We start from the raw sequence: 13,165 nt of genomic DNA on the forward strand, positions 1-13,165 counted from the left end.
TGAGTTTTTGCTTAAATCAGGGCACCGTGTATTTAGTTGAAGACAATCATGTTCCATAAATCAGTACTGGCGGCGACCATTGCTTCCAGTTTTATCCTCAGCGGCTGTCAAAGCACCGCACAACAAAGCAACACGCAAGTAGAAACGAATCAAACTCCCGTCCCAAGCCAAGTGGAGACACCGGCAAAACCAGGTTCAGTGGCTATTACCCTTGAACAAGCTATGGCTGATCCGGACTGGATAGGTAACCAGCCAGAAGGCGCGTTTTGGCACAGCGATTCAAACACCGTTGTTTATCAGCAAAAACAACAAGGTAATCAACTACGCGACACCTACACACAGGCCGTTGGCGCAGACAGTGCAACCAAAGTAACGCTGGCGCAGCTACACACGTTGGGCGATGATAAGGCCGTATACAGTCAAGATAACCGCTTACAGGCCTATGTATTTAAAGGGGATGTATTTGTTCGTGATACCTCTGCCAACACCTTAGTGCAAATCACCAAAACGTCGGCATTTGAATCTGCGCCGCAGTTTTTAAATGATAACAGCCTAGTATATCGCCGTGGTAACGTGTTTATGCATGTAGACTTAGGCACCGGGCTGCATAGTGAGTTGGCCAACCTTAAGCTCGAAGATAAGCCAATCAAGGTTAATGAGCCGAAAAGCTACATTGCTAGGGAACAACATAAGCTTATTGACTATGTTGCACTGCAGCTAAAAAATCAAAAAGATGCCCTCGAGCGCGACCAGCAGTTAGCGAATGAAAATAGCGCGGTAGTCGATGCCACCATTTATCTAGGCGATAAAAAGCGTTTAGTGGATGCCCAGCTCTCTCCCGATGGCAGTAAGCTTATCGTTGCGTTAACCGATGATAGAAGCTGGCGCGCAGACACCGACATCATGCCTAATTACATTACCCAAGATGCAGGGGTAGAATCGGTACCAGCCCGTCGCCGGGTTGCGGATGCCAAGCCACAGGGCACAGAATTGGTGTATATCGACTTGCCGAGCAAAGCAAAAACAACGCTGACCTATAATACCTTGCCCGGTTGGAATGAAGATGTGCTTGCCGAGGTGAAGCGTGAAAACTATGCGCGCCAAGGCAAAGAGTATGAAAGCGAAACTAAGCGCCGTGAAATCAATTTGATGATGGATTGGGGCTGGGGTCAAAGTGCCATTCAATGGAACCGCAGTGGCTCGCAAGTTGCTGTTATGCTTGAGGCTTGGGATAACAAAGACCGCTGGATAGCGACCGTTGACTTTAAAGGCAAAAAGTTAGTGAACCAACATCGTTTACACGACGATGCCTGGATCAACTACACCTTTAATGATTTTGGCTGGTTAAACACCAGCGACACCTTGTATTTCTTGTCAGAGCAATCCGGTTATAGCCACATCTACACTAAGCCGTTAACAGGTAAAGCAACCCAGCGTACCGACGGCCAATTTGAGGTGTCTAACCTGACCTTGAGCGAAAATGACCAATATCTTTACTACAAAGCGAATAAAAAGCACCCAGGTATTTACGAGGTGTATCGCTTAAACCTGGATAGCGGTAACAGCGAGGCGCTAACCAGCCTTGATGGCATGACTGATTATAGTTTGAGTCCTGATGAGCAAAAACTGTTGTTACAGCACTCAAAAATCATGCACCCGCCGGAGCTTTATGTCATGGATGCGGCTCCGGGGGCTAAGGTTACGCAGCTAACTCACACCGTATCGGAGCAATTCAAAGCAACTAAGCTGGTGGCTCCGAAAGTCGTTGCCGTACCGTCAAGCCATGGTGAGCAACCGGTGTATGCGAAAGTGTATTACCCCAGCGATTACCAAAGCGATGAAAGCGGTAATACCCGTAAGGCGGTTATTTTCAACCACGGCGCCGGTTATTTGCAAAATTCACACTTTGGCTGGTCCGGTTACTTCCGCGAGTTTATGTTCCACTCGTTACTTGCCAGTGAAGGCTACGTAGTTATGGATATGGACTACCGCGCCTCGAAAGGGTATGGCCGCGACTGGCGTACTGCCATTTATCGACAAATGGGAACGCCAGAGACGCAAGACTTGGTTGATGGTGTAAAATGGATGCAGGCTAACGCCAATGTTGACGTTGAGCGGGTCGGTACTTACGGCGGCTCATACGGTGGCTTCATGACCTTTATGGCGCTTTTCACCGAGCCTGAACTGTTCCAAGCCGGAGCGGCGCTGCGCCCTGTGAGCGATTGGGCACATTATAACGCCCCGTATACCTCTAATATTCTTAATCACCCAGATGTTGACCCTATTGCCTACGAGCGTAGCTCGCCTATCTACTTCGCTGAAGGGTTAGAGAAGCCGCTATTGATCAATGCGCCTATGGTTGATGACAACGTGTTCTTCCAAGATGTTGTGCGCTTAGTGCAGCGCTTGATTGAACTGGAGAAAGAGGACTTTGAAACGGCTATCTTCCCAGTTGAACCGCACGGATTTGTCCAGCCTTCAAGTTGGTTAGATGAATACCGCCGCATTTATAAGTTGTTTGAAGAGAACCTTTAATTGCTAATGAAAAACCCGAGCTAAGCCTCGGGTTTTTTTATGCCTCGCCACTCTAACAGCGCTAAGCCCAAGCCACACAATAGCCCGAATAGATGAGCCTCAATAGCCACGCGGGAGTCAATTAATGCCTCAACGTCACTACTGGCGCCAACAATTTGCTCATAAGCCACCTTGGCTATTACGCCTACGATAATTAAATACCCGGTTTTTTCACCGCAGCGAATATCTTTCACCGCACCATAGGCAATCAAGCCGTGCAATGAACCACTTAAGCCGACATATAAAGAGATGTTCGGGCTAAAGCCGTATAAACAGAGGCCAATCCCAAAAGACAAGAGCAGCAAATAAAGCCAATACTTACGCACACTAAAAAAATGGCCATGGATCGACCACAGCACTAGAACACCTGCCATGTTCATGCCTAAATGCGGCCAATTGCTATGTAAAAAGTGCCCCGTTAGCAAGCGATACCACTGGCCCTCAGCGATGGCGGGGCGCTGAAAAGACAATGGCCCAGCGGCATCAATTACCATAAGCAGTGTACACAGTGCGATCAGTGGCCAGACAGACAGCATTGCGCGGTGCGAAAAGAGGGTTTTAAACACAGTCATAACTTAACAGTGGTCGTTATTTTTTGCCTATTGTGCCCCTTTGCCTTTAAGATGCCAATTAATTAACCACGACAATAACACTCAGCGCTATGTTACGAACTTATACCCAGATAGCAGCGGCTCTCTCGTTGCTTATTAGCTCTGGCTGCACAGCCACCACGACCACCAATAAACAGGTGCTTGCCGATAGAGAGCCTGAGGCCACCACGGCGGTGGTGACAAAACAACAAGTAAGCGGTGAGCATTACATGGTAGCCGCTGCCAATCCCTATGCGGTGCGCGCCGGTGAAGCGATTTTAGCTGAAGGGGGCAGTGCCATAGACGCAGCCATTGCTGTGCAATTGGTACTGACATTGGTCGAGCCGCAATCGTCCGGTATTGGCGGTGGGGCCTTTATTTTGCACTATGATGCAAAGCAGCGCCGACTCACCACCTATGATGGCCGCGAGCAAGCTCCTAGCAAAGCGACACCGGAGTTATTTGTTGATGGCAATGGCAAGGCTGTACGCTGGATTGATGCAGTGGTTGGCGGGCGCTCAGTAGGGGCTCCTGGGGTCTTGAAGGCGCTGGCGAAAGCCCATCAACGTGATGGCAAATTACCTTGGTCCCGTTTATTTGATGAGGCCATTACTTTAGCCGAGCAAGGGTTTAAGGTGTCACCGCGATTACATAAGCTTTTAGCGCGCCGTATTAACCCAGGAGTGGAGAAAATGCCTGCGGCGCGGGCGTATTTCTTTCCCGGTGGTGCGCCTTTGGCTATTGGCAGCGTAAAGCAAAACCCCGCCTTGGCATCGCTTTATAAACGCTTGGCCAGCGAGGGAGTGGATGCCTTTTATCATGGCGACAATGCCAAAGCCATTGCTAAAGCAGTACAAACAAGTCCCATCGCCCCAGGTTTACTCACCGAGCAAGACATTAACAACTATGTCGCCAAAGAGCGTGCCCCGGTGTGTGTGGGCTATCATCAATACCGAGTGTGCTCGATGGCACCGCCTAGCAGCGGTGGTATGGCAGTTTTGCAAATCTTAAAGCTGCTGGAGGATAAAAACCTCAGCCAATATGCGGTTAATAGCCCCAAAGCGCTGCATTACTTCACCCAAGCGTCGCGCTTAGCCTTCGCTGATCGCGAGGTCTATATGGCCGACCCCGACTACCAACCCGTGCCGACGCAAGCGCTACTCGATAATAGCTACCTTGAAAAACGTGCCTTATTGATGCTTGAGCATGATGCTAAAAAGCAAGCTGGACACCCGGGTGTGGGTATTGCCTATGGTAAGGACGATGCCTTTGAGCTGCCTAATACCAGCCACATTTCCATTGTTGATAATCAAGGCAACGCCGTGTCGATGACCACCTCCATTGAAATGGCATTTGGCTCCACCGTGATGGTCAATGGCTATCTGCTCAATAACCAGCTCACCGATTTTGCGCTATCGCCAAAGCGTGATGGTAAATATGTATTAAATCGCGTTGAAGGCGGTAAACGCCCACGCAGCTCTATGGCCCCCGTGATGGTATTTAATGAAGATGGTTCTTTGCGTTTAGTGATTGGCTCGCCCGGCGGCAGCCGTATCATTAATTACGTGGCCCATGCATTGGTCGGGGTGTTGGATTGGCAACTGAGCGCCCAGCAAGCGATCAATCTGCCCCGTATTACTAATCGTAACCATATCACCACCTTAGAGCAGGGCACTGAGCTGGTGGAGCTACAAACGCAGCTCGAGCAATGGGGCCACAAAGTGCGTATTGGCGACCTTAACTCTGGCATTCATGCAGTCGAGGTGAAAGGCGGTAAGCTCTATGGCAGTGCCGATCCACGCCGAGAGGGAATCGCTCTCGGAAAATAAAGGTAAACAAACAGCAGGTATTTGAATGCCTGCTGTTTGTTAACAAAGATTCATTGGTGTGTATCAAAAATGATAATGCGCCAATCAGCGATAAATCAATGGTCTGATAAGCCCAAATGGGTTTGCAATTTGCGCGCTAAGGGCAATAATATCAGGCAATCTCCTTCTGTGCTAAGTAGGCAATATGACAGACAAATCCAACGATAAAACCAATACACACACCGATCCCAATTACTTGTACATTCCTTACGCTGGTCCGACCTTATTAGAAACGCCACTACTAAATAAAGGCAGCGCATTTTCTCAGCGTGAGCGTGAGAGCTTCAACTTGGCAGGCTTATTGCCGCCACGTTTTGAGACCATTGAAGAGCAAGTAGAGCGCTGTTACCAACAGTACTCTAGCTTCCAAGATAACCTTAATAAGCATATCTACTTGCGCGCCATCCAAGACAATAACGAAACGCTTTACTATCGTTTGGTGCGAGACCACATTGAAGAGATGATGCCGATTATTTACACGCCAACAGTGGGTGATGCGTGTGAGCAATTCTCAGATATTTATCGTAGCTCGCGCGGTTTGTTTATCTCCTATGAAGACCGCCACAATATCGATGATATTTTGCGTAATGCCACTAAAGGTAAGGTGAAGGTTATCGTTGTTACCGATGGTGAACGTATCCTTGGCCTAGGCGATCAGGGCATTGGTGGCATGGGTATCCCCATTGGTAAGTTATCGCTATACACCGCGTGCGGTGGTATCAGCCCGGCCTACACGCTGCCGGTGATGCTGGATGTTGGCACTAATAACGAGAAACTGCTGAATGACCCAATGTACATGGGCGCACGCCATCCGCGTATTGGCCAGCAAGAGTATGACGAATTTTTAGAGTTGTTCATCAAAGCGGTGAAGCGCCGTTGGCCCAATGTCATGCTGCAATTTGAAGACTTTGCTCAGCCTAACGCGATGCCACTGCTGAAACGCTATCGCGACGAAATTTGTAGCTTTAATGATGATATTCAAGGCACTGCCGCTGTCACTGTGGGCACTTTGCTGGCCGCGTGTCGAGTGAAGGGCACCCGTTTAAGCGACCAAAAGGTGGTGTTTGTTGGGGCTGGCTCCGCAGGATGTGGCATCGCCGAGCAGGTGATCAGTCAAATGGTTTCTGAAGGGATCAGTGAAGAGCAGGCGCGCAGTCAAATCTTTATGGTTGATCGTTTTGGCCTATTGAGCGAAGGCATGCAAGGCCTGCGTGACTTCCAACAGGCCTTGGTACAATCCAATGAAGCGCTCTCGCAGTGGCAGTACAGCGGTGATTTTGCCTCTTTACTTGATGTGATGCATTGTGCTGAGCCAGGCATTATTATTGGCGTATCTGGGCAGCCGGGGCTATTCACCGAGCAGGTGATCCGCGCAATGGCATCGAGCCACGAAAATCCGATTATCTTCCCGCTTTCAAACCCGTCCAAACAGGTTGAAGCGCATCCGAGTGATGTGCTGGCTTGGACACAAGGGCGTGCCATTATCGCCACAGGTAGTCCATTTGGCACCGTGGACTATGATGGCCAGCAGTATGTTATTCCGCAGTGTAATAACAGTTATATCTTCCCTGGCATTGGCCTTGGTGCAATTGCCATTAAGGCTAAGCGCATTACCGATGAAATGTTGATGGCGGCCAGTGAAACCTTAGCGTCGAGCTCACCCCTTGCCAATGATGGCAAAGGGAGCCTACTGCCGCCACTGACTGAGATTGAATCGCTATCTAAACGTATCGCCTTTGCTGTGGCTAAAGTCGCTATCGCCCAAGGTGAAGCGTTGGAATTTAGCGATGAGGATATTATCAAAGCCATCGATAATAATTACTGGCACCCTGAGTATCGTAACTACAAGCGAGTCAGCATCTAGCCTTCGCGAATATGAGCAAACGCCGTGCAACTGCACGGCGTTTTGCGTTGAAGGAAAGGTTAAGTAAGACCAATCACAGTGCCTTTTTAGTTGTCTTTATTAATAATGGCGTTAGATAAGTATGCAACCGCTGTGGATAAGGCTGCGTTGCAAAGGAGTAAAACGAATTTTGAATTGGCAGCAGCTAGTTGATAATCGCCAACGATTCTTTTGGGTGTTACAGATAGCCGGTTGGATAGGTTATGCCCTGGTGAATTACATTGGCTCCAAAGTATTTGAGATGCGCGACATCTATGTCTTTGTGATCTTGCTTAATGCCTATGCGGGCTGCTTAATGACGGTGCCGCTGCGGTACTTGTATCGCCGGGTGTGGAATGCCAAGCCGTGGCTGCTAGTGTTGGTGGTGTTCACCGCTTCCTACGCCACAGGGACCTTGTGGTCGGTGGTACAAAAATTTAATTTGTGGGAAATTTATCGCCATGGTTACCGCCCTGATGAGTGGTTTTATTACTTTCAACAGGGCCTTGATGCGGTCTATATCATCCTCTGTTGGAGTGGTTTGTATTTTGGCATTAAATATTACCAATTGCTCCAAGGGGAGCGACAAAAAGCGCTAAAAGCCAATACCATGGCGCATGAGGCGCAATTAAAAATGTTGCGCTATCAGCTTAACCCGCATTTTTTGTTTAATACCCTCAATGCGATATCGACGCTGATTTTAGTGGAAGAGAATAAAGACGCCAACAAGATGGTGTCACGGCTAAGCGATTTTTTACGCTATACGCTCAATACCGATCCGATAAAGAAAGTGCCACTCGAGCAAGAGATTCATGCGTTGAGTCTGTATTTGGAAATCGAGCGAGTACGTTTTGATGACCGCCTAGCGGTGGACATGCAAGTCAGTGACGAAGCAAGCCATGCCTTGGTCCCGAGCTTGATTTTGCAACCGTTAATTGAAAACTCATTGAAGTATGCCATTGCGCAGATGACACAAGGCGGGGTGATCAGTATTAAAGCCCAAGTGTTTGCCAACGAGCTGTTACTGGAAGTGAGCGATAATGGCCCTGGCGCTGAGCTTAAAGATGGCCAATTGGTCAATGCCACCGGTGTCGGTGTGGCCAATACTAAAGATCGACTAAAGACACTTTACGAGAACAATTATTCATTTGTATTATCAGGGAATACGCCCACCGGTCTGACGGTAAACATACGTATCCCCTATGAAAAGGCTGTAGCAGAATGAATACCATAAAAACCCTCATCGTGGATGATGAATCGCTGGCCCGTAAAGGGTTGGCTATACGATTAGCTGATATTGAATGCATTGAGCTGGTACAGCAATGCGCTCAAGGGCAAGAGGCCGTCGATATTTGTCGCAACGAGCCTATCGACTTGGTTTTTTTGGATATTCAGATGCCAGGTATGAATGGCTTTGAGGTCGCGGATGCGTTAGCGCAACTGCCAGACTCACAACAACCTTTGGTGGTGTTTGTCACCGCCTTCGACCGTTACGCCGTTCAAGCTTTTGAAGTCCATGCTTTGGACTATGTACTCAAACCCGTAGATGACAACAGACTAAAACAGGCGGTGGAGAAAGTGCAATCACATCTAAAAACACAACAAGACAACACCCATAAGAAAAAGCTAGCGAGTTTTGTGGCCGGGATCACAGGCAATAATTGCGAAGAAATTCTCAAGAAACTAGCCTCGGGTGACTCATTAGAAACTAAGCGCTACCCAGAGTCGCTGGCGGTGAAAGAGCAGGGCGAGATCATCCGTGTGCCTACTAATACCATCCAATGGGTTGATGCGGCAGGGGACTACATGTGCCTGCACTGTGGTGATGGGCAAACCCATATTCTGCGTAAAACCATGAAAGAGCTTGAGCAAGAACTCGACCCTGGATTGTTTGTTCGTGTGCACCGCAGCGCCATTGTTAATTCAAAACAAATCAACAAGCTGGTGACGCAAGTCAGCGGTGAATACCTGCTGGTGCTCACCAACGGACAGGAGCTTAAAGTCAGTCGCAGCTATCGAGATAAAGTCAAAGCGGCGCTGGCCAATTAACGGCGAAAGCGTTTTAAGCGGGCGACAAAATCACGATTACGCTGTCGTGTGTCGCAGGTGTGCTCAAACGCCAAAGTTTTCAGCTGATTATTAACGACACCGACCATGACACCATCAGCGCCAGCATTAAGATGCTCGATGGCGCTGCAGCCTAACTGCGTTGCTAATATGCGATCGCCAGCCACAGGAGCGCCGCCACGCTGTACATAGCCCAAAATGGCACTGCGGCTTTCAACGCCGCTGTGCTCGGTCAGCTGGACCGCTAATTGCTCGGCGCTAATTGATAGCGAGTGCTCTGCCATGACCAGCACGTAGCTATGACCGGCATCATTATTAATATTCGCTTTCACTTGCTCATACAGTTTTTGTAAAAACTGCGGCTCGTCATCAATCAGTTCCTTACAAATTATTTGCTCCGCGCCACTGGCAAGGCCTGCTTCCATGGCAATGATGCCGCAATCTCGACCCATTACTTCGACAACAAAAGTACGTTCAAACGCTTGCGCGGTATCGCGAATTTTATCGATACACCCCAATGCGGTATCTATTGCGGTGTGAAAGCCGATGGTTTCATCGCTGCCATTAATATCGTTATCAATGGTACCGGGGATGCCAATAATTTGCCCTGACCAGTGCTCTGCAAGTGCCTGAGCACCTTTAAAGCTGCCATCTCCGCCAATGACGACTAAGGCATCGATGTGGCACTTACGCAGGCTATTGGCAGCTTGTAACAAACCATCTGGGTGGTGCATTTGCGGGCAGCGGGCCGATTTTAAAATAGTGCCACCTCGGTGGATGATATCGGTCACGCTGGCTGCGTTGAGTTCAGTGAAGTGTTCGTTGATAAGGCCGTTGTAGCCACTAAAAAAGCCGAAGACCTGATGTTGATGAGATAGCGCGCTGAGCGTAACAGCGCGAATTGCAGCATTCATACCGGGGGCGTCACCGCCGGAAGTGAGTACTGCAATTCGTTTTGGATGAGACATAAGTTGCTGCTTCAGATAGAAAACTTATGTCTACTATTTACCCTACAGTGACAATTTTCAAGGTATTTGTGGCACCGATGGTTTCCATTAAGTCACCGTGGGTGAGGATCACGGTGTCGCCCTTTTGCAATTCGCCAAGCTCTACTAAGGTATTCATTGCTTCACTAACAATACATTCTTTGGTGAAGTTAGTAGAGTCAAAACGCACTGGGTATACGCCGCGATACAGCGCGGTCTGACCCAGTGTTTTGCCATGGCGTGAAAGTGAATAAATAGGTAGACCCGAAGAGATGCGTGACATCAGCTTAGAGGTGTTGCCTGATTCAGTGAGCGCGACAATGGCTTTCACTGTACCCAGGTGGTTAGCCGCATACATAGCAGATAGTGCGATTGTTTCTGCATTATCGGCAAACATGCTATCAAGGCGGTGCTTAGAAATGTGCGTTTCTTTTTGTGACTCAGCACCTAGGCAAACACGGGCCATGGTGGCAACCGTTTGCTCAGGGTAATCCCCTGCGGCTGTTTCAGCAGAGAGCATGACCGCATCGGTGCCATCAAGCACGGCGTTAGCAACGTCCATGACTTCAGCGCGCGTGGGCATGGGGTTATCAATCATTGATTCCATCATCTGTGTTGCGGTGATCACCACACGGTTCAATGAACGAGCTCGGCTGATAATGGTTTTTTGTTTACCCACTAACTCCGCATCACCGATTTCAACACCTAAATCTCCGCGCGCGACCATCACTGCGTCGGATGCGAGGATAATGTCGTCTATGGCTTCAACCGTCTCTACAGCTTCTGCACGTTCGATTTTCGCTAGCAATTGAGCATCTGAACCGGCCTTTTCTGCCAATGAACGCACATAGCGCATATCATCGCCAGAGCGGGGGAAAGACACGGCGATATAATCGACGCCAATTTTAGTCGCGGTGATAAGATCTTCTTTATCTTTATCAGTAAATGCAGGGGCAGTCAGGCCACCACCGAGGCGATTAATGCCTTTGTTGTTAGACAATACGCCGCCGACTTTCACGCTGCAGTGTACTTTTTGTCCTTCAACACGCTCTACGGTCAGCTGGATTAAACCGTCGTTAAGTAACAATAGGTCGCCAGCTTTAACGTCTTGAGGTAATTCTTTATAGTCGATCCCCACGCCATTAACATCACCCTCACCTGGGGCAAGCGCTGCATCAAGGATAAAGGGGGCGCCAGGGGCGAGGTTCACTTTTCCTTCTTTAAAGGTACTTACGCGGATTTTCGGGCCTTGTAAGTCAGCAAGGATGGCAACATGAGTGCCTAGGCGCTGAGCGATCTCACGCACGGCCTCGGCGCGCGCTTGGTGGTCACTGGCCACCCCATGAGAGAAGTTTAAGCGCACGACATTGGCGCCAGCGCGGATGATTTTTTCTAAGTTATTATCTCTGTCCGTGGCAGGGCCAAGGGTGGCCACAATTTTCGTACGTCTTGGCATGCATTTCTCCTGTAGGCATTATTGCTTATAGCATGTTAGAGCAGGGAAGGACGCTCCGCCAGCTCTAATTCCTATTATTCGTTAACAAGATTTCAGCATTATGACACCGGTGTCAGATTCAGTCAATTAAGCTTACCCGCAAACTTTATCCATGTACCTTGCGTTAATTTGATATAATTCAGCGCCAGGGATTGAATGGGGCATCGTATGCCCTATAATGCCCGCCGTATTTACGTTGAATTACCCAGTCGTACGTTTTACCGAGGAGGAAACTGGATGCAAGTTGCATTAGTAGGTCTTGGGGTGATGGGCAAAAATCTCGCCCTGAACTTAATCGAAAAAGGGCTCACCCTAGTAGCCTATGATACCAACCCCGATGCCGGGGAAGAATTGTTAAGCTGTGCCAAATCACAAGGAATGGCCGAGCGCTTGCACATTGTTTCAGACCTTCACGACATGGTGCGTCGTTTAGAAACGCCGCGCTCTATCCTTTTGTTGGTACCGGCAGGCGAGTTGGTTGACAAAGTCTGCCACGACTTGGTCGATGCCGGTGTCAGTAAAGACGATATCATCATCGATTGCGGTAACAGTAATTATAAAGACGGCATTGCCCGCAAATTGAAATTTCAAAACAAATTTGAGTTTGCCACGATGGGGATTTCCGGTGGTGCAGAAGGCGCACGCCATGGTCCGGCCATGATGGCGAGCGGCTCCGAAGGGGGCTGGGAGCGCATTGAACCTTGGTTTGAGAAAGTAGCTGCCAGTTACAATGGCGACTCGTGTTTTGCCCGCGTTGGCCAATCTGCCAGTGGCCATTTTGTGAAAATGGTTCACAATGGCATCGAGTATGCCCTTATGCAGCTTATTGCCGAGACTTACCAGCTATTGCGCTTGGGCGCTGGCAAAACACCACAGCAAATTGCCGAGATTTTTGATACCTGGGCCGAGGGCGAGCTCAATAGCTATTTACTCTCTATCTCTAGCCATATCCTCAAGTTAGCAACCAAGGACAATACACCGCTGGTCGATTTAATCGATAACAAGGTGGGCGCCAAGGGCACCGGCTTATGGACGGCGCAAAATGCCTTGGAGCTTGGTATTGCTGTGCCATCGCTTGTTGCTGCGGTGCAGGCACGTCACTTAACTAATACCGGTGATACCCATGCGGCTAAAGAAATGACCTATGCAGCAAAGCAAACGGACAGTATCGATATTGATATTGACCAGTTGCAGCAAGCGTTTCATTTAGCGAGCCTGCTTTGCTACCGCCAAGGTTTGGCGCTGATCAAGGGTGCATCACGAAACCATCAATGGAAAGTTGATTTAAACAAAACACTGCAAACTTGGCGTGCAGGGTGCATTATTCGGGCAGATTACCTAGACCAAATTGCTCAGGGTGTTGAGTTTATTGATACCTTAGATGAGCAGGCGAAGGCGCTTCGTAGTGTGACTGGTGCGGCCGTGACCACTGGTTTGGCATTCCCGGTACTGTGTGCAACACAAAACTACTTAGCAACGCTAAGCACTCCAAGTAATGGTCATCTAGTGCAAGCGCAGCGTGACTACTTTGGTGAGCATGGTATTAAAACCCACACTGGCGAGTTATGCCATCTAACTGATCTGGTCGATATTGACGCTAAAGTACGCTAATTAATTAGCCGCTTTTTCGATCAATAAAGCCCTGTCTATACAGGGCTTTATTGTATATGCTAAAAACACATTCCAAGTTTCTTTTTTGAGGA

General features: G+C 48.9%; 9 protein-coding genes. 6 read left to right on the forward strand and 3 right to left on the reverse strand.

Annotated elements, in window-relative coordinates:
- Positions 1 to 48: 48 nt before the first annotated feature.
- Positions 49 to 2,535, forward strand: a complete 2,487-nt coding sequence (locus W04_RS08165) for a prolyl oligopeptidase family serine peptidase (RefSeq protein WP_053910483.1) — start codon at positions 49 to 51, stop codon at positions 2,533 to 2,535.
- A gap of 20 nt (positions 2,536 to 2,555) precedes the next feature.
- Here W04_RS08165 and rrtA read toward each other — a convergent pair whose 3' ends face one another.
- Complete coding sequence (rrtA, locus tag W04_RS08170; RefSeq protein WP_231658075.1) at positions 2,556 to 3,146, reverse strand: rhombosortase; 591 nt, start codon at positions 3,144 to 3,146, stop codon at positions 2,556 to 2,558.
- A gap of 89 nt (positions 3,147 to 3,235) precedes the next feature.
- On the opposite strand from rrtA, the gene ggt reads away from it, so the two are divergent.
- The 4 genes from ggt (at position 3,236) to W04_RS08190 (ending at position 8,963) form a co-directional block, all read left to right on the forward strand.
- Positions 3,236 to 4,993 (forward strand): gamma-glutamyltransferase, encoded by a 1,758-nt coding sequence (gene ggt / locus W04_RS08175; protein WP_053910484.1) that lies wholly within the window; start codon positions 3,236 to 3,238, stop codon positions 4,991 to 4,993.
- 184 nt (positions 4,994 to 5,177) lie between these two features.
- Entirely contained in the window at positions 5,178 to 6,896 is a 1,719-nt protein-coding gene (locus W04_RS08180; RefSeq protein ID WP_053910485.1) for an NAD-dependent malic enzyme, read from the forward strand.
- A gap of 169 nt (positions 6,897 to 7,065) precedes the next feature.
- Complete coding sequence (locus W04_RS08185; RefSeq protein ID WP_045978310.1) at positions 7,066 to 8,139, forward strand: sensor histidine kinase; 1,074 nt, start codon at positions 7,066 to 7,068, stop codon at positions 8,137 to 8,139.
- On the forward strand, positions 8,136 to 8,963 hold the full coding sequence (locus W04_RS08190) for a LytTR family DNA-binding domain-containing protein (protein ID WP_053910486.1): 828 nt from the start codon (positions 8,136 to 8,138) through the stop codon (positions 8,961 to 8,963). The genes W04_RS08185 and W04_RS08190 overlap by 4 nt, the downstream gene beginning before the upstream one ends.
- Here W04_RS08190 and W04_RS08195 read toward each other — a convergent pair.
- Both W04_RS08195 and pyk read right to left on the reverse strand, forming a co-directional pair.
- Positions 8,960 to 9,949: an ATP-dependent 6-phosphofructokinase gene (locus W04_RS08195; RefSeq protein ID WP_053910487.1), complete on the reverse strand. Its 990-nt coding sequence runs from the start codon at positions 9,947 to 9,949 to the stop codon at positions 8,960 to 8,962. The two genes, W04_RS08190 and W04_RS08195, sit on opposite strands and share 4 nt — an antisense overlap.
- A gap of 37 nt (positions 9,950 to 9,986) precedes the next feature.
- Positions 9,987 to 11,423 (reverse strand): pyruvate kinase, encoded by a 1,437-nt coding sequence (pyk, locus tag W04_RS08200; protein ID WP_022946599.1) that lies wholly within the window; start codon positions 11,421 to 11,423, stop codon positions 9,987 to 9,989.
- A 276-nt stretch (positions 11,424 to 11,699) separates the two neighbouring features.
- Between pyk and gndA the strand changes: the two genes are divergently transcribed.
- A complete protein-coding gene (gene gndA, locus W04_RS08205; protein WP_053910488.1) occupies positions 11,700 to 13,073 on the forward strand; it encodes an NADP-dependent phosphogluconate dehydrogenase in 1,374 nt (457 codons plus the stop codon).
- The last annotated feature ends 92 nt before the right edge of the window (positions 13,074 to 13,165 follow it).

Origin of the sequence: Pseudoalteromonas sp. SW0106-04 (genome assembly GCF_001293805.1) — a bacterium.
GTDB lineage: Bacteria > Pseudomonadota > Gammaproteobacteria > Enterobacterales > Alteromonadaceae > Pseudoalteromonas > Pseudoalteromonas ruthenica.

What these genes read in the sequence shown, in the direction of transcription:
- W04_RS08165 (WP_053910483.1), top strand. Translation starts at nt 49, where the DNA reads ATGTTCCATAAATCAGTACTGGCGGCGACCATTGCTTCCAGTTTTATC.
- rrtA (WP_231658075.1), bottom strand. Translation starts at nt 3,146, where the DNA reads ATGACTGTGTTTAAAACCCTCTTTTCGCACCGCGCAATGCTGTCTGTC.
- ggt (WP_053910484.1), top strand. Translation starts at nt 3,236, where the DNA reads ATGTTACGAACTTATACCCAGATAGCAGCGGCTCTCTCGTTGCTTATT.
- W04_RS08180 (WP_053910485.1), top strand. Translation starts at nt 5,178, where the DNA reads ATGACAGACAAATCCAACGATAAAACCAATACACACACCGATCCCAAT.
- W04_RS08190 (WP_053910486.1), top strand. Translation starts at nt 8,136, where the DNA reads ATGAATACCATAAAAACCCTCATCGTGGATGATGAATCGCTGGCCCGT.
- W04_RS08195 (WP_053910487.1), bottom strand. Translation starts at nt 9,949, where the DNA reads ATGTCTCATCCAAAACGAATTGCAGTACTCACTTCCGGCGGTGACGCC.
- pyk (WP_022946599.1), bottom strand. Translation starts at nt 11,423, where the DNA reads ATGCCAAGACGTACGAAAATTGTGGCCACCCTTGGCCCTGCCACGGAC.
- gndA (WP_053910488.1), top strand. Translation starts at nt 11,700, where the DNA reads ATGCAAGTTGCATTAGTAGGTCTTGGGGTGATGGGCAAAAATCTCGCC.